General features: G+C 49.9%; 14 protein-coding genes and 1 pseudogene. 7 read left to right on the top strand and 8 right to left on the bottom strand.

Annotated elements, in window-relative coordinates:
• Positions 1-8: 8 nt before the first annotated feature.
• From WG68_RS05180 to WG68_RS05165, 4 genes and pseudogenes are all read left to right on the top strand, one after another.
• Positions 9-3,995 (top strand): RHS repeat-associated core domain-containing protein, encoded by a 3,987-nt coding sequence (locus tag WG68_RS05180; RefSeq protein ID WP_052748971.1) that lies wholly within the window; start codon positions 9-11, stop codon positions 3,993-3,995.
• The gene (locus WG68_RS05175) at positions 3,988-4,335 is read left to right on the top strand and encodes a hypothetical protein (RefSeq protein WP_152663032.1); all 348 of its coding nucleotides are present in this window, start codon (positions 3,988-3,990) and stop codon (positions 4,333-4,335) included. The genes WG68_RS05180 and WG68_RS05175 overlap by 8 nt, the downstream gene beginning before the upstream one ends.
• A gap of 159 nt (positions 4,336-4,494) precedes the next feature.
• Positions 4,495-4,854 (top strand): annotated as a pseudogene (locus WG68_RS05170) (transposase); the annotation flags it as partial.
• Between the two features lie 114 nt (positions 4,855-4,968).
• A complete protein-coding gene (locus tag WG68_RS05165; RefSeq protein WP_046556564.1) occupies positions 4,969-5,421 on the top strand; it encodes a GNAT family N-acetyltransferase in 453 nt (150 codons plus the stop codon).
• Between the two features lie 27 nt (positions 5,422-5,448).
• On the opposite strand, the gene WG68_RS05160 is transcribed toward WG68_RS05165, so the two are convergent.
• The gene (locus WG68_RS05160) at positions 5,449-5,847 is read right to left on the bottom strand and encodes an MAPEG family protein (protein WP_046556563.1); all 399 of its coding nucleotides are present in this window, start codon (positions 5,845-5,847) and stop codon (positions 5,449-5,451) included.
• A 163-nt stretch (positions 5,848-6,010) separates the two neighbouring features.
• Here WG68_RS05160 and WG68_RS05155 point away from each other — a divergent pair, with 163 nt between their 5' ends.
• Entirely contained in the window at positions 6,011-7,333 is a 1,323-nt protein-coding gene (locus WG68_RS05155) for a cyanophycinase (protein ID WP_046556562.1), read from the top strand.
• 22 nt (positions 7,334-7,355) lie between these two features.
• On the opposite strand, the gene WG68_RS05150 is transcribed toward WG68_RS05155, so the two are convergent.
• Positions 7,356-8,393, bottom strand: a complete 1,038-nt coding sequence (locus WG68_RS05150; RefSeq protein ID WP_235357675.1) for a patatin-like phospholipase family protein — start codon at positions 8,391-8,393, stop codon at positions 7,356-7,358.
• A 63-nt stretch (positions 8,394-8,456) separates the two neighbouring features.
• Positions 8,457-9,707, bottom strand: coding sequence for an anti-phage deoxyguanosine triphosphatase (locus tag WG68_RS05145; protein WP_046556560.1), 1,251 nt, complete (start codon positions 9,705-9,707; stop codon positions 8,457-8,459).
• Between the two features lie 136 nt (positions 9,708-9,843).
• Here WG68_RS05145 and WG68_RS05140 point away from each other — a divergent pair, with 136 nt between their 5' ends.
• Complete coding sequence (locus tag WG68_RS05140; RefSeq protein ID WP_046556559.1) at positions 9,844-10,185, top strand: YebG family protein; 342 nt, start codon at positions 9,844-9,846, stop codon at positions 10,183-10,185.
• Positions 10,186-10,248: 63 nt separating this feature from the next.
• Here the strand turns inward: WG68_RS05140 and WG68_RS05135 are convergent, their stop codons facing one another.
• Both WG68_RS05135 and WG68_RS05130 read right to left on the bottom strand, forming a co-directional pair.
• Positions 10,249-11,637, bottom strand: coding sequence for an alanine/glycine:cation symporter family protein (locus WG68_RS05135; RefSeq protein ID WP_046556558.1), 1,389 nt, complete (start codon positions 11,635-11,637; stop codon positions 10,249-10,251).
• Positions 11,637-12,851: a pyridoxal phosphate-dependent aminotransferase gene (locus tag WG68_RS05130; RefSeq protein WP_046556557.1), complete on the bottom strand. Its 1,215-nt coding sequence runs from the start codon at positions 12,849-12,851 to the stop codon at positions 11,637-11,639. Before WG68_RS05130 ends, WG68_RS05135 begins: the two co-directional genes overlap by 1 nt.
• 243 nt (positions 12,852-13,094) lie before the next feature.
• Between WG68_RS05130 and WG68_RS05125 the strand changes: the two genes are divergently transcribed.
• Positions 13,095-13,958, top strand: coding sequence for a glucosaminidase domain-containing protein (locus tag WG68_RS05125; protein WP_235357674.1), 864 nt, complete (start codon positions 13,095-13,097; stop codon positions 13,956-13,958).
• Between the two features lie 43 nt (positions 13,959-14,001).
• Here the strand turns inward: WG68_RS05125 and ttcA are convergent, their stop codons facing one another.
• From ttcA to fnr, 3 genes are all read right to left on the bottom strand, one after another.
• Positions 14,002-14,940, bottom strand: coding sequence for a tRNA 2-thiocytidine(32) synthetase TtcA (gene ttcA, locus WG68_RS05120; protein WP_046556556.1), 939 nt, complete (start codon positions 14,938-14,940; stop codon positions 14,002-14,004).
• 70 nt (positions 14,941-15,010) lie between these two features.
• Positions 15,011-15,943, bottom strand: a complete 933-nt coding sequence (uspE, locus tag WG68_RS05115) for a universal stress protein UspE (protein ID WP_046556555.1) — start codon at positions 15,941-15,943, stop codon at positions 15,011-15,013.
• A 103-nt stretch (positions 15,944-16,046) separates the two neighbouring features.
• On the bottom strand, positions 16,047-16,751 hold the full coding sequence (gene fnr / locus WG68_RS05110; protein ID WP_046556554.1) for a fumarate/nitrate reduction transcriptional regulator Fnr: 705 nt from the start codon (positions 16,749-16,751) through the stop codon (positions 16,047-16,049).
• Positions 16,752-16,760: the final 9 nt, after the last annotated feature.

The following is a 16,760-nucleotide window of genomic DNA, read 5'->3' as shown; positions in this document are numbered from 1 at the left end:
TTACTGGCATGGCTGCGCATTCTTTAACCCTTAAATCCCGCTCTGGCAATATGTATGTGTTTTGTACAGAAAACACCGGCCAAATCGGCACCCCTATGCAGTTTACCAGCCGGGATGCAGCAACCAGTTGGCTGCGGCAGTCGTTTGATCGCAGCGCCAGCCAAAGCGACAGCATTCGTCATGTTTATCAGTGGTTTTGTAGCCAGGTAACTGATATCGCTGCGCCCTGGAGCGCAGTGCGGGATGCGGAACTATGCCGCGCCCTGGCCAGTGCCTTGCTGGATGGCAAGCTGCATATTTTACAACAAGCAGAACGCAAAGCAGTGCTGACCGCCCCAGAGTCAGTTACGCCACCGCCGCCTAGCAGCAAAGCGCTGGAACGGGGCGGTAAAAGCTCTGATACCCCGGCAGCCGGCAACGACACTGTGGTGTCAGCGCAAAGCGGTGCCAATGCTGCCGGCCAGCAAACACCTGGCACTGATCAAGTTGAGACATGCGGCGATCCGGTTTCTATGTGTACCGGTGAAGAAATTCTCGAGCTCACCGACTTTGAACTGGCCGGCCCCTTACCGATGCAGTGGCTGCGGACCTATCGCTCCAGCCAAAGCCATCAGAATATTGGCTTGGGTTATGGTTGGCGCAGTAACTTTCATTTATCTATCGACATTACTACCGATGACGCTGGCGCCGTTTCGCTGACGCTGGTGAACGAAGAAGGCCGCCACCTGCATTTTGCCAGGCCCGCTGCCGGCCAAACCAGTTATCAGCTGGCTGAAGAGCTGGCGCTGCGCGCAGAGGCAGATGGTAGCCTGGTACTGTTAAAACCCGATAACACCCACTGGATCTTTGCACCGACAGTAGGTAATAAATCGAGCTGGCAGTTGCATCAGGTAATGGACAGTTTAGGCCGTTATCTGCAGCTGTACTATAACCGGCAAAACCAGCTGAGCCGTATCGACTACACCCGCCAAAAAGGCGTAGAGCTGCATTACAACAGCGCGGGCTTACTGAGCCGGATTGAAGCTGTCACCTTAAGCGGCAGGGGTGCTGAGGCAACGGAAGTGGTGCTGGCGCACTATCAGTATAACGATGAGCAAGATTTAGTCAGTGCCACTAATAGCGGTGCTGAAGCAGAGCAGTATCAGTATAGCCAGCACTTGATCACCGTACGGCAGCGGGCCAGTGGCTTTTGTCATTACTTTAGCTGGCAGGGGAATGGCCCGGCTGCCCGTTGCGTGCGCAACTGGGGTGACAATGGCATTTATGACTACCGCTTTAGCTATGATGACAGCAATCGCAGCGCCAGCAGTATCGATAGTAACGGCCATTGCTGGCAGTATTTTCACGACGAGCGTAACCTGCTGCTGAAAAAAGTGGCGCCGGATGGCGCTACCTGGCAATACAGCTGGAATAAGCAGGGGAAGAAAACCACCGAAACCCTGCCGGACGGCAGTAAAACCCGCTTTTACTATAATGACAATGGCCAGCTGGTAACGCTGGAGCAGGCCGACGGCGCCATTACCCATTTACAATACAATGAGCTGGGCCAACGCAGCGTGATTATTGACGCCGAAGGGCGGCAGTGGCGCCGCGAATACAGTGCCGCAGGCCTACTGCTCAATGAAACCGGGCCCGATAATACGGCTAGCCGTTACCAATACAACAGTAATAATCAGCTGGAAAAGGTGTTCCTGCCTGGCGGTGGCATTCAGCGCTTAATGTGGAGCGACGAGAGCCAGCTGCTGGCGGTAAAACACAATGATGCGCTAACCCGTTACAGCTACGACAGCCTTGGCCGGCTAAACGGCATGGTGGACGCCAGCGGCCTGGTAACTGAATACCAGTACAATCTGGCCGGTAAGTTGTTGCAGCAAAGCCAATACCCGGCCGATAACCCGAGCCAGCGGCACGAACAGCATTTCAGCTATGACAGCAGTGGCCGCTTGCTAAGCACTAGCAACGCTAATGGCGACAAAACCGAGCGCCAGTACGGCGGCTTAAGCCAGCCTGTCAGTATACTGCAGGCCGATGGCAGTGCCTTTAACTACGAATATGATAATGAGCGCAACTTAACCGCGATAATGCGCAGCGACGGTGCCCGTTATCAGCTGGACTATGATGCGCAGGAGCGGCCAGTGCGGCTGCAAGGCTTTGATGGCCGCCAGCAGCAGTTTCAGTACGATATTAACGGCAAAGTGGCGACAGTACGCGATGGCAGTAAACGCCAGCTGAAGGTAAAGCGCGATAAGCGCGGCCGCGTTACCGAACAAACCGCCTTGCATGGCCAGAGCCTGGCCAATAACCATTTTTACTATGACAAAATAGGCCGGGTACTGCGGGCCAGTAATGGCCAGCGCAAACTGCGTTTTGGTTATCATTTAAACGGCCAGCTTACCGAAGTCTGGCAGGATAACAGCTGCATTGCCCATCAATACAACGAGCAGGGTAAATGCAGCAGCACCACGCTGCCCGACGGCACCACCCTGGATTATCGTTACAACGAAGAAGGCCAGCTGGCGCAACTGGCGGTTAACAACGAACCGCTATTATGGCGCACCTTTGACAGTGCCGGGCGCGAAACCGCGCGTGAATACCAGAGCGGCCTGCAGCTGCAGCAACAGTATGATGCGTTTAACCGGTTAACCGCCCAGCATTGGCAGCGCGGCGAGCAACACCAACAGCGGCACTATAGTTACAGTGTGTTGCATCAGTTGCAAAAAGTAACGGATAACCAACTGGGCGATACCGAGTATCAGTACAATGCACTGGACCAGCTGGTTAGTAAGCAGCACAGCACCGACCCGGCGCAAAGCGAAAGCCACCAGTGGGACAGCTTTGGTAACCCAAGCGGTGAGGGCATAGAGGTTAAGCAAGACCGCCTGCTGCGGTATCATGGCAGGCAATACCAGTACGACGATAGCGGCAACCAGCAAAGCGCCACGGCAGGGGATAAATCTACTGCCCAGCAGCGCGAATTTAACGGCTTTAACCAGCTGAGCAGCGTAAGCTGCAACGGTGCCATCAGCCGCTACGAGTACGATGCCTTTGGCCGGCGCAGCGCCAAAGTAAGCCAGGGCGAGCGTACTGACTATTTCTGGGATGGCGATAAGCTCATCGGCGAAAGCTGTGCGGGCCAGAACACCTGGTATATATACGAGCCCGGCACTAACAAGCCGTTGCTGTTACTAAAGAATGGCAAGGTGTATTACTATCAGCTGGACCAGCTGGGCACGCCGTTATCGTTAACCGACAGCAACAACAACATCGTCTGGCAAGCCAGCTACTCGGTGTTTGGTAAAGCGACGGTAACGGTCAACGAAATTGCTAACCCCATCCGCTTGCAGGGCCAGTATTTTGATAGCGAAACCGGGTTACACTACAACCACTTTCGCTACTACGACCCCGAAACCGGCCGCTTTATCAGCCAGGACCCCATCGGCCTGTTAGGCGGGATTAACCATTACCAATACGCGCCCAATCATATCAATTGGGTGGATCCGTTGGGGTTGAGTTGTAAGGAAGGGGAAGCTTGTAAAAGGTTTAAAACCAGCGATGAGGCCGCCTTACATATCATGAAAATTGCCAATCCTTTGTCTAAAAGGCACAACCTAGAGTATGGGGGGTTAATATTTAAAGATCTTGATGGTATGTATGGATTTACTGGTCCAATAATAGGTGACGAAGATGGTGTAAATCCTTTTGACGGTTCTGCAGCCGTCCCTGAAAATACGGTGGAGGTGGGATATTGGCATACACACGGAGAGTATTCAGTATTTGACGAGAATGATAATATTGTAAGGACAGGTGACCCGGCATTGGATGACTTTAATAGCGACCACTTTTCAGTTCCAGATATAGATATCGCGAATGCGAGAGGTAATGTCTCGACAGAGTATAAAGGATATGTTGGAACGCCCGGAGAAATTTATCGGGGTTACGATGCGAAGAGTAAAAAGCATTATGTACTAGACAAACCAAAGCATGAAGATGATTAAAATATTATTAGCTTTACTAATTGTAGTTAGTTATAACGCTAAAGTGGCTTTAGCAGCGGGTGATGGGGAATTTATGGACTTAACAACAAGCGCACGACTTGATGGTGATGTCATACTTGGTATTAATTCGGCATATGAGGATTTTAAAAAGTTTGGTTATGAAATAGCAAACTTCACGGTAATTATTAGTGCCTCGGAAATCTTAACCGTCACCTTTGTGCCTAAATTCCACCCTGAGGAGGGACATACACTTGGTGGCAAGACTAAGTATGGCCGACAAGTTTCCTATTCAATTGATAGATCTACAGGCAGTATTATCACGAAAAACTTTGCTAGGTAGAAATTATTGTTCAATTTTAAACTCCTCCCTGGAATCACTGGAATCACTGTGGAATCATAGGGTCAGGTTTTGTGAATCATAGGGTCAGGTCTTGCCTTTTGCCTTTTTCAGAAAATCCACTAGATTTAGCGTAACAAGGCATCAGATGGAACAATCGAGATGGCAAGACCGTTAAGGCTGGAATTTGCCGGGGCGCATTACCATATCACCAGCCGGGGCAATGAGCGCAAAGCTATTTATTTTGACGATAGTGACTTTGAGCTGTTTTTAATTCTGCTTGGTAAGGTATGCGAGCAATATAACTGGGTTGTTTATGCCTATTGCCTGATGACCAATCACTACCATTTGCTGGTTGAAACACCTGATGCGAATCTTAGTAAAGGTATGCGGCAGCTTAACGGCACTTACACTCAGGCATTTAATCAAAAACACAAACGAGTAGGGCATTTGTTTCAAGGCCGCTACAAAGCCATTCTGGTGGATAAGGACGCCTATCTGCTGGAGTTAAGCCGCTACATTGGCGGAATTATGCAATTTGGTTACCTGGATGCACCTTATGAAGTGGATGCCAGAAATCACGAGATGGTTTGATAGTTGCAGTTTATTCTGCATTGCAAGGAGCACGTACCCCAAATGAAGATTGCCCCCGCATCAGTAACTGAGCTTGATACCGTAATAACATGGATAGGCACCGCAGAGCAGTGCTGCCGTTGGGCTGGGCCTCTGGTGACTTTTCCGCTTGAGCGGCAACGTTTGGCAGCCGACATTGCTTTTGAGCCTGCCAATGCTTTTTGTGGCCTGTCGGATATTGGCGTACTGGCTTTTGGTCAACTGATGCCGAAAGCGCCGGGAGTGTATCACCTTGCCCGAATTATTAGCCATCCAAGCTATCGGGGACAGGGGCTGGCTCGGCAATTTTGCCTGTACCTGCTTGATCATGCCTGGGCATCTGGTGCCAGTGCAATAACCCTTAATGTCTACCGGGCTAATACTTATGCGCTTAACCTTTACACAACACTGGGCTTTGCAGAACAAGCAGACAAATCAGATAGCAGTCTGTGTTTTATGCTAAAAACCCACCGGTAAAAGCTATATTTAACCGATCTGTCTTGCTCACCCCAGCACTGCCCGAGCTGCCATGCTAAAGGCCGCTATAATTCCTACCAGCCACACCGCAGAGCGGGGCGTGGCGTAATCGAACCAGTAACACAGTAAATAGGCAACGCGGCTGGCGATAAATACCCAGCCCAGCATTACGGTGGTGTTATCGACGGTACCTGAGCCTGCCGCGACGGCGATAAGTACCGCACAGCCGTAAATAATCAGCGCTTCAAAGCTGTTGTAGTGGGCGGCGTTGGCGCGCTGGCCAAAGCCGGTTAAGGCAGCTTGCTGCGCTCGGGGGTTATGGTTGTCGTAACCGCCGGCTTTTTGCATGGCAAAGGCCAGTGGCGCTTTGGCTAAAAAGGGCAGCAGCATGGCAATAAACAAGGTTAATAGCAGTGAGCTTAGCATTGACAGTAACTCCACAGAACGATTAATAGCTGACAGGTTAGCTACAGCTTACTGCTAAGTAGGTGACCTTGCCAGCAGTAATCTGGTACTCTTTGCGATGGGCGCTAATAATAACAACAGCCTGTTATACCTACTATAAAGCAATAAGAATGGAGCAAATTCTGTGAAGCATATTGTTATTTCTGTTTTAAGTTTAGGCCTGTTGCTTGGCTGCAACGAAACGGTGACCCCTGAACCCAAGCCAGAGCTGAAAAAAGGATCCTTGGTACTGGTGGGTGGTGCTCTGGCGGGGTCGAATGCTGAAGTGTATCAGCGGTTTATTCAGCTGGCCGGTGGCGATTTACAGGCGCGGGTGGCAGTAATACCGGCAGCAAGTGGCCAGCCTGTTAAGTATTTTAAGCAATTTCAGGCAGATATGGTGCGTTATGGCCTGGATGCTGACCAAATGACCTTATTTCCGGTTGCGGTAAAGGATGACAAAAGTACTGCTGATGTGGACGAAAGCAAGTGGCGTAGCGGCGCCACCGACAGCAGGCTGGCCGAACAGCTGAGCCAGTACACGGCGGTCTGGTTTTTAGGTGGCGATCAGCTGAATATCACCGCCACACTGGCACCTGATGGCAAGCAATCAGTGCTGCTTGAGGCAATCTGGGCCTTGTATCAACGCGGTGGTGTCGTCGGTGGCACCAGTGCCGGCGCAGCCATGATGAGTGAGGTGATGATAGCCGCCGGTGATTCCTGGGGCGCTTTAACTGAGGGCACCACCAACAGCTACAGCGGCATGCAGGATCAGGAACATGGCCCGCTGCTGCTCGCTCAGGGCTTAGGTTTTTTTCCGCATGCTATTATCGACCAGCATTTTGATCGCAAGGCACGCTTTGGCCGCTTAATTGTGGCCACTGAGCTTAATAAAACGCGCTTTCCTATGGGCTTTGGTATTGATGAAAATACCGCGCTGGTGTATACCGCCTATAACAGCAGTGCGCAGGTGATTGGTGCCGGCGCAGTAACCGCAATTGATGTCAGGAACGCCAGGCGCATTGAAAACCCACATGGTTATCATATTGAGAATGTGCGGCTTAGTGTGATGCAGGGCGGCGATCAGTATCATTTTGAAACTGAGCAATTTGTCGCTAATCCGTTAAAGTCGGCGACCGTAGGGCATGAATATCTGAACCTGGCCAAACCTGTGGTGTCTGGCGTGTTTAGCCGTAATAGCCGGCTCAAAGATATGCTGACTTTTGATTTAGTTGATAATAAAGGCAGTAAAGAGGTGATCAGTTATTTACACCAGGGCCCGGGGAGTGGTTTTATCCTGCAGTTTAGCCAGGACGAGTTTACTACCGGTTACTGGCAATACCTAGATGGCTTACTGGACAGTGGCAGTGCCTTTGGCGTTCAGCTGAATATTGTGCCGGCGGAATTTAGCATCACCCCGCTAACTGCGGAATTACCCGACAGCGGCAACGCGGCTAAGGCGCAATAGCCGCGCCTTCAAGCATAGCAGGTTACAGCGCCTCTAACTGATACTGGCCGCGGGCAAAAGCTTCGGCCAGTTCGTGTGAGCGTTCCAGCACGGTTTGCCAGTTAGCCAGACGCTGCTGGTCGCTAAGCTTAAAATCATTTCGGTCGGGTATTTTGCTGTTGGGTAAACTGGCTATCCAGCTGGCGCTGGGGCAGAGCAATACCACATTGTGTAAGTGGGCCGGCTTGGCCCGGCGCCATGTTAAGGCTTTATCGAACCAGCCGGGGATAAGCTGCGGATAAAAATGCGGATACAGCACCAGGCCGTGGTTACTAAAGGGCAAATCAAAGTGATAGTCGGTAATGCCGCCATCAAAATACAAACCGGGGCCGGCACCGGCAATATCACGTACCGGTGACAGCACTAACGGGATAGAACCGCTGGCCATTAGCGCCTGGCGTAAATTAGCCTGGCTTAGCGGCACATGCTGAGTAGACAGGCCGGAATTGTGATGAAAGGGCGCCGGGCTATGCTCAGGATAAAACTGTACCCGTTGGTAAAAATGTTGCAGATAACGCCGGTTTAATAAATTGGCACCGGCCGCCAGGGTTAAGCCGGCAGCCTGCACCAGTTTGCGCTGGCTACGGCTGACCCCTTTTGCTTTGGCGACTATCAGGTTCAGTTTCATTACCGGGTTAGCCAGCATCTCTGCAACATGCTGATCTGTCGGAAATACCTCATCAATTATTGCCGCTGAAATGCGGGTCACTTCGTGAATATCAGCGCCTTTCGGGTAGCAAATAGTAGCGTACGCTTTGGCAAAGCGGGCTGATGCTGCCACAGCATCGGCCTGAGCATAACAGGCAAAGCGCCAGGCGCCGGCTGAGCTGCCCAGCAAATGCAGCGGCTTAGTCCGCGCGGCAAAAAAATCACCCAGCAAATATTGATCCAAACCAAATAAGCTAAACCATTTTGGGCCACCACTGGCACCTACCAGCACGCTAATATCGTCGGCTTGCAAGCCATATTTCTGAATGTGGGCCAGCGCGCCAGGGCCAGCCAGTACACGAAGTTTATCCAAAACGACAGGTTTCTCCATGTCTATGGCGCCGGCAACTGCCAGCGTCGGGTGCTTGATGTGTTGCTAAAGAGGGCCAAACAACGTTTTATGCATACGCTCGGCATAATCGTCGGTCATGCCGGATATATAATCGCAAATTACCCGCAGGCCTTCATCTTGCCCGCTGGCACTATGCCAGCGCTGTTGGGTATTTAATGGCAGCAAGCGGCTGGGATCAGAGGCAAAGGCATCAAACAATTGCAATAACATATTCTGGCAGCGAAAACGTGACTGCTGAATTAACGGCTGGCGAATCACACAATTAAATACCAGCTGTTTCAGGCTATGTAACACTGCAGTTTCCACACTGGGCAGCCGGGCATTAAAACGGATAAGTGGTTCGCTGGCTTCCGGCAACGCCTGATACACCTCAACCGAGGTAATCAGCCGGTTAACCAGAGAGCCGATGGCATCTTTGCGGATATGGTGCTCGTTACTGAACAGTTTGACGCCAATTTGCTGCATATCATCACCGGTGTAGTGCAGCCATTGCTCATAGCTGACATTACCCAGTACGATAGCATCCTCTAAATCGTGCACGCCATAGGCGATATCATCTGCCAGCTCCATGATGGACGCATCCAGCGATTTATACCGTGATTTAATAAAAGGCGACTGCTCCAGAGTATCCACCTGCTGAAAGGCATCACGATCTGCTGCGCTAAGTGGCTGCAGCACCCAGTCCAGAATATCGGCGTCAGCCTGAAAAATAGCCTTGGCCGGTTTCCAGTTATTCAGGTTTAACGGGTTTACTGAGCCGGCAGGTATCGGCAACGGCGGTTGCAATACCGGGTATTTTAATAAACCCAACAGGGTGCGTCTGGCCAAATCCATACCATGCTGTTGGGTGTAAGGCTCAAGCTTGGCCACTATCCGTAAGGTCTGGCCATTGCCTTCAAAGCCGCCTGCAGCCAGCATTTTGTAATTCAGTGCGGTTTCACCACCATGGCCAAAAGGCGGGTGGCCAATATCGTGCGCCAGGCACAGTGCTTCCATCAGGCTGGCGTCCGGCAATATCGGCTGGATCTGCGCTGCAGATTTTTTAACAAGTTGGCTGACTAAGCCGGTACCTATTTGCGCGGCCTCTAACGAATGCGTCAGCCGGGTCCGGTAAAAGTCGTTCTGGCCAATGCCTAAAATCTGGGTTTTCGATTGCAGCCGCCGAAACGCGGCCGAGTGCAATATGCGGGCCCGGTCGCGCTGCCACGGCGAGCGTTGATCGTTGGGCCTGTCATGGCTGCCCTCTGAATAGCGCGCTGACCACCTTGCTGTCATAACCTTCCTTAATCATGAAAAAAATGTCCACTTAACAGTCTCTATACTACGCGACAATCGATTTTATTTCGAGCACTCGACAAGCTGCTTTTTATACTGTATAAAATAACAGTTAAAATTAATCAGGGGCAATGAAATGGCAGTGGTAACTAAATACATTGTAGAGCGCAACGGAGTAGAAAAGATGACCTTTACCTCAAAAGCGGAGGCCGATGCCTATGACAAAATGCTCGATACCGCAGATGAGTTAGCCGGTATGTTAAGCGCCAGCACCTTACTGGCTGACGAAGCGCAAACTGAGGCGCTGGCATTGTATCTGGCACAACACAAAGACGCCTTATTGGTTGCGTTAGGCGCCAAAAAGCCGGCAAAAGCTGTCGTTAACACCGAACAGCCCGCGGTGGGGCAAAGCAAAACTCAATTAAAAGCTGAGCCGGCAAAGGCTGAGAAAAAGCCGGCCACTGAGCAAGCTGCTTAAGCTGCGTATTATTTGTGCTGTTGAAGCCAAATGCCTGTTCATACGGCATGCCACGTTAGCAAGCTAACGTGGCAGCTTTTGCCAATAAGCGGTTAAATCGGCCTTGACCTCGGGCAGTAGCAGATACAACGCCAGAATATTGGGCACCGCCATTAAGAAAATCATTGAATCAATAAAATCGAATACCGCCATCACATTAGGTACCGCGCCGATAGACACTATCAAACAAAATAGTACCTTATATAGCTTAGTTAAACGTTTATCCTGGCCCACCAGATAGCGCCAGCCGGTTAAACCATAATATGACCAGCTGATCACCGTCGAAAAGCCAAACAGCAGCAGCGCCACCATTAACACCCAGGGGAACCAGCTTACTACTGAGGCAAAAGCCCCCGAGGTAATTTGTACGCCGTCCAGGCCCGGGGTTTGATAAGCGCCGGTTAAAATGATCACTAAAGCGGTAATGGTACAAATTACCACGGTATCAATAAATGGCTCCAGCAAGCCGACAAAACCCTGGCTTACCGGATCTTTAGTTTGTGCGGCGGCATGGGCAATCGGCGATGAGCCAATACCCGCTTCGTTGGAGTAGGCCGCGCGCCGAAAACCCTGAATAAGCACGCCAATAAAACCGCCATAGCCTGCCTCTGGCGTAAAAGCACCTTGAACAATTAACCACAGCGCTGAGGGAATAGCACTGGCGTGGGTAAACATCACCAGCAGCGATGCAGCCAGATAAATACCACACATCAGGGGTACCAGTTTACTGGTTACCCGGGCGATACTTTTTAAGCCACCAATAATTACCGCGCCAACTAACAGGCCGTAAATAGCGCCAAACAACCAGGCATTATCAAAACCGGTTACCGTTTTTACCTGCACAAAACCCTGATTAACATGCACAAAACCAGCCGAGCCGAAAATAACAAATACCGAAAACGCCATGGCCAGTATAGTGCCGGTTAGCGGCAAATTAAATTTATCCAGCGCGGCCTTAATGTAGTACATCGGGCCACCGGACACGCTGCCATCTGCGTTTATTTGCCGGTATTTTACTGCCAGGGTACATTCAACGAACTTGGTAGACATGCCGAGCAAGCCCGCCACTATCATCCAGAACGTGGCGCCGGGCCCGCCCAGGCTGATAGCAATCGCCACGCCGGCAATATTGCCGGTACCAACCGTACCCGACAGCGCGGTGGTTAACGCCTGAAAGGGTGAAATTTCGCCGCTGTCACTGCTGCGCTTATTATTTTTCAGTAAACCGACAGCATGGCCAAAACCCCGGACATTAATAAACCCCAGGTAGCAGGTGAAAACCAGGGCACCACTGATCAGCCAAAGCAACACCATGGGTATGGCTACGCCATTAATCTCAAAAGCATAAAAAACCACAGCCGCCAGCTTTGAGGTCAGGCTTTCAAACGCCTGTTGGAATGAAAACCCCACCATTATTGGCTATAGCCAGGTAAAAATTGCGCCAGCTTAGCCAGTGCAGCTTGCAGTTGCTCTTTATGAGGTAGAAAGACTACCCTGAAATGGTCAGGCTCTGGCCAGTTAAAAGCCCGGCCATGAACTAGCAATACCTTATGTTGGCGCAAAAAATCCAGCACAAATAACTCATCGTCTTTAATCCGGATTTTTTTGCGGTCTATTTTGGGAAATAAGTACATGGCGCCTTTGGGCCGGAAGCAGCTTAAACCGTCGATCTCAGTCACCAGCTTATGGGCTAAGTCCATTTGTTCATATAAGCGGCCACCTGGCACCACCAGCTCATTAATGCTCTGATAGCCACCTAATGCAGTTTGCACTGCATGCTGGCAGGGGACATTGGCACACAGCCGCATTGAGGCCAGTACATTTAAACCTTCAATGTAATGCTGCGCCATTTTTTTTGCGCCGGATATAAACAACCAGCCAACCCGAAAACCGGCAATCCGGTAGTTTTTTGATAAGCCGCCAAAGGTTAACATAACTAAATCATCGGCCAGTGAGGCAGTACTGATATGCTCAGTGCCATCAAACAGTACTTTGTCGTAAATTTCATCGCTTAGTACTACCAGCCGGTGCTCGCGGGCAATTTTCAATAGTTCCAGTAAAAAGGCTTTATCATAAACCGCGCCGGTGGGGTTATTCGGGTTAATCAGCACAATAGCTTTGGTTTTCTTACTGATGTTAGCTTTTACATCAGCCAGATCCGGATACCAGTCTTGTTGTTCGTCGCAGCGATAATGCACCGCTTTGCCGCCAGCCAGGTTAACAGCGGCGGTCCATAGCGGATAGTCGGGGGAGGGGATAAGTACTTCATCGCCGTTATTTAACAGCGCCTGTAATGACATTAGAATAAGCTCTGACACACCATTACCAATATAGACATCGTCTGCGTCAGCACCCAGAATACCGCGCTGCTGATAATACTGTGCCACGGCGACCCGTGCCGGGTAAATGCCTTGCGAGTCAGAATAGCCTTGTGCGGTTGGCAGATTATGGATCACATGCTTGAGTATTTCGTCCGGTGCTTCAAAGCCAAAAGGCGCCGGATTGCCAATATTCAGCTTTAAAATACGGTGGCCTTCTTCTTCCATCCGTTTAGCTTCCCGTGCCACAGGGCCACGAATGTCGTAACAGACTCCATCGAGTTTGGTTGAGCGCTCTATTGGTTTCATAGCAAGAACAGTGTTGCCCCCTAAAGTTATATCCATCCAGATAGCTAAAATTCAAAGTGTAGTTGTCACATAACCGCGGCCAATTTGCAATGCGACAGGGCATAAAATTATCTGAAATAGTGCTTAAAGTTTTTTTTAGTTCAATCTGACGCAAGCAAAGGCTAAAATACGCCAGGATAACGACAGACAGTTAATGAATTTGCCAGTAGAGGCAGGCTTAAAACTGCAAAATCAAGTGGTGATGTGTTGATTAAAAAAAGCGTAATAGTAGTGGGCTGGCTAATGGTGGGGTTTGCGGCGTTAAGTCCCTTTGTTGGGTTGCAACCTGTGCCGCAGCAAGACTCGCTGGACGAGTGGCAAAAGCCAGGCAGAATTGCCGCGCTAAGCCAGGCAGATCAGAAAAAAGTGCTGGAGCGTTTAGCTTATACCGAGCCGGCAATAGCCTTTATGCCCTTGCCGGACTTTGATGCCATTAACGATACCAATGCTAAGAAAAGGGCGTTTTTTAACTATTTGCGACCGCATGTGCAACGCGAGAACAACCGGCTACGTTACTTACGTCAGCAACTGCTGGAACTTGCAGAGAAAAAGCATAAAAACCAACGGCTAACAGTTGAGGAATATGCTTTTTTGTATAGTTTGTATGATGAGTTCCGGATGAATGTCGCTGAGTCAGATCCACAAATGCTGGGCGAATTGTTAAAGCGGGTGGATATTCTACCGGCCAGTTTAGTATTAATGCAGGCAGCAAATGAATCGGCCTGGGGTACCAGCCGCTTTGCCGTTGAAGGTTTTAATTTTTTCGGTCAGTGGTGTTTTCGTGAAGGCTGTGGCCTGGTACCACTGAGCCGCGGCGAGGATCAAAGCCATGAAGTCGCTAAATTTTCGACTCCGGAACAAAGTATCCGTAGTTATTTTTATAATTTAAATACCTTTCATACCTATGAACAGCTTAGAGACATCCGGGCGCAGTTAAGGGCTGAGCGCAAACCCATCCGCGGTGAAGCACTGGCCGCCGGGCTGGGTCGCTATTCAGAGCGCGGTGAAGAGTATATTGCTGAAATAAGCAGTATGATCCGCTTTAACCGCCGTTTTCTGGAAGAATAACCGCCAGCTGGCTTCTACAGCAACTGGTCGGTACCCTGTGCAGTTAGCTTAACTGCACGATTTGCACGCCGCTGCTGACACTGTGCTGTTCGGGCTCGTCCTCATCGTCTTTAGCTAAGCCCACTGGCACGGCAGGTACGCTGATATGATCAAAAGCGGTATCACCTTCCAGTGCCAGAGTATGGCCTTTACTTAGCGCGGCAAAATCAAACAAGCTGTTGTCGGCTAAATGTGATGGCACCACATTTTGCATCGCCTGAAACATGGTTTCAATCCGGCCGGGGAAACGTTTATCCCAGTCTTGCAGCATTTCTTTTATTACCTGGCGTTGCAGGCCGTCCTGCGAGCCACATAAATTACAGGGAATGATCGGAAACTGGCGCGCCTGCGCATATTTTTCAATGTCTTTTTCTTTGCAATAGGCCAGCGGCCGGATCACGATATGTTCGCCATTATCACTGATCAGTTTTGGTGGCATTGACTTCATCTTGCCGCCATAAAACATGTTTAAAAACAGCGTTTCCAGCATATCATCCCGATGGTGCCCCAGCGCTATTTTCGTTGCGCCCAACTCTTTGGCCGTACGGTACAAAATACCGCGGCGTAGCCTGGAACATAAAGAACAGGTAGTTTTGCCTTCGGGTATTTTATCTTTAACAATGGCATAAGTATCTTCTGTTACTATCTGGTAATCGACGCCAATACCTTGCAGGTAATTAGGTAACACCTCTGCCGGGAAGCCGGGCTGCTTCTGGTCGAGATTTACGGCAATGATGCTGAAGTTAATCGGCGCAGATTGTTGCATGTTCAGCAGAATATCCAGCATGGTGTAGGAGTCTTTGCCCCCCGATAAGCACACCATAATTTTGTCACCGTCGCTTATCATACCAAAATCACTGATGGCCTGACCAACGCCACGGCGCAGCCGCTTGTGCAGTTTATTTAAATTGTACTGTGCTTTTGCTTGCGCTGCATGAGACATAACTACCAAAACCCTACAGAAAAATGGCGCACATTATAACCAAGAGTGCGCCATTACCATAGAGCGGATTTTAATGTTTATCGAGGGGGCTGACAAAGTTTGCTGGTTTTAGCGCTAATACATCACAATCCAGCTGGTCTATTAAATGCTCGGCAGTATTGCCGATAATGGCAGCAGACAGCCCGGTGCGGCCAATAGTGCCAATCACCACCATTTCCGCATCGAGTTCAGTGGCCTGCTGCGGAATAATATCTTCGGGCATGCCCTCCAGCACGTGGGTATAGTGTTCAGCTATATCATATTGTTTTGCCAACTCAGCGACAGCATTTTCGTGATGGCGGCGCATGGCACTGTTGTATTGCTGTGGATTAAACTCAGGGATCTCTATTGCGATATTGACTGGGGTACCGGGAAACGCATTGACCAGATGCACCTGGCCTTGCAGCACCTCTGCCATGGCTTTGGCGTTGCTGATCACCCGCTGATTCAGTGATTGATGGTGCTCTTGCTCACTGCCGGCATTGACAGCCGCTATAATATTGCCATTTTCAGGCCATTCATGTTCTTTTACCAGCAGTACGGCGCAAGGGCATTTACGCAAAACATGCCAGTCGGTGGGAGTAAAGATCATTGATTTTAAAATATCGTGGTTGTGGGTGCCTTTGATAACCAAATCAAATTGTTGCTCCAGCACCTGATGGACGATGGCTTCAAAAGGCCGGTTATGCCACACCACCTTTAACTCAATCGCAATGCCCTGATTTCTGGCATCACTGATCAGTTCGCTAACCCAAAGCTCGCGGTCATGGATCACCGCCTGGCGCATCGACTCCCGCTCATCTCCTGATAGCATAGTGGTCATTTCATAGGAAAAGTCATATACCGACAAGAATGCAGTTAGCTTACAAGGTTGTTTGCGGGCAAACTCTAAAGCCCGATTCAGAGCCTTTTGCTGATCGTCAGTCGGGTCAAGCACCACTAACACATTACTGAAAACACTCATTACACACTCCCTGCTAATTGTATTTGGTCAGCCATAATTAACAGCAAGTGTAGTCAATAAAATCGTCTTAGGGGTAAGTTCAGTTTGTGCTACATCAAAAAAACTAACAATTTCCCGCCAGTTGTTGCATTGCTGTCGGGTTAACAATGGTGATTAGCTTGCCATCGACGTTAATTATGGTTTCTTTGTGTAATTTACTCAGCAAACGGCTGATGGTTTCTACGGTTAAACCCAGATAGTTACCAATGTCACTGCGGGTCATTGATAAACGGAAGGCTTTGTCAGAAAAACCACGACTGCCAAAGCGCTGCGCCAGATGATTTAAAAAGGTGGCCAGTTTCTGTTCGGCTGTTTTGCGGTTTAACAGCAACAGCATTTGCTGATCAGCCTGAATATCCTGACTCATTAGCCGCATTAACTGCTGACGCAACTTGGGTAATTGATCTAATAAAGTCTCCAGATTAGGGTAGGGTATTTCGCATACCATGCCGGTTTCCAGTGCTTCTGCGTAACTGTTATGTTGCTCGGTATTAATGGCATCAAAACCTATGACATCGCCAGGTAAATGAAAACCGGTGATTTGTTGCTCACCCTGCTCAGTTAAGGTAAAGGTCTTAAAGGAGCCAGAGCGAATAGCGTATAAGGCTTTTAATGGCGTGTTACTTTCAAACAGCATGTCGCCTTTATGCAGCGGCTTTTTGCGTTGAATAATGTCATCCAGTCGGTTAAGTTCTTGTTCGCTCAGCGAAAACGGTAAGCATAACTGACTAAAACCGCAATCCTGACAATTTATGGCTGAACGTTGCATGATGGCGAT

The sequence above is a fragment of the Arsukibacterium ikkense genome, from assembly GCF_000987775.1.
Classification (GTDB): domain Bacteria; phylum Pseudomonadota; class Gammaproteobacteria; order Enterobacterales; family Alteromonadaceae; genus Alishewanella; species Alishewanella ikkense.
This window is presented reverse-complemented; position numbering and strand designations above follow the sequence as displayed.

Excerpts from the sequence above, each read along its gene's own strand:
- WG68_RS05180 (WP_052748971.1), top strand. The coding sequence starts at position 9 with ATGGCTGCGCATTCTTTAACCCTTAAATCCCGCTCTGGCAATATGTAT.
- WG68_RS05175 (WP_152663032.1), top strand. The coding sequence starts at position 3,988 with ATGATTAAAATATTATTAGCTTTACTAATTGTAGTTAGTTATAACGCT.
- WG68_RS05165 (WP_046556564.1), top strand. The coding sequence starts at position 4,969 with ATGAAGATTGCCCCCGCATCAGTAACTGAGCTTGATACCGTAATAACA.
- WG68_RS05160 (WP_046556563.1), bottom strand. The coding sequence starts at position 5,847 with ATGCTAAGCTCACTGCTATTAACCTTGTTTATTGCCATGCTGCTGCCC.
- WG68_RS05145 (WP_046556560.1), bottom strand. The coding sequence starts at position 9,707 with ATGACAGCAAGGTGGTCAGCGCGCTATTCAGAGGGCAGCCATGACAGG.
- WG68_RS05140 (WP_046556559.1), top strand. The coding sequence starts at position 9,844 with ATGGCAGTGGTAACTAAATACATTGTAGAGCGCAACGGAGTAGAAAAG.
- WG68_RS05135 (WP_046556558.1), bottom strand. The coding sequence starts at position 11,637 with ATGGTGGGGTTTTCATTCCAACAGGCGTTTGAAAGCCTGACCTCAAAG.
- WG68_RS05130 (WP_046556557.1), bottom strand. The coding sequence starts at position 12,851 with ATGAAACCAATAGAGCGCTCAACCAAACTCGATGGAGTCTGTTACGAC.
- ttcA (WP_046556556.1), bottom strand. The coding sequence starts at position 14,940 with ATGTCTCATGCAGCGCAAGCAAAAGCACAGTACAATTTAAATAAACTG.
- uspE (WP_046556555.1), bottom strand. The coding sequence starts at position 15,943 with ATGAGTGTTTTCAGTAATGTGTTAGTGGTGCTTGACCCGACTGACGAT.
- fnr (WP_046556554.1), bottom strand. The coding sequence starts at position 16,751 with ATGCAACGTTCAGCCATAAATTGTCAGGATTGCGGTTTTAGTCAGTTA.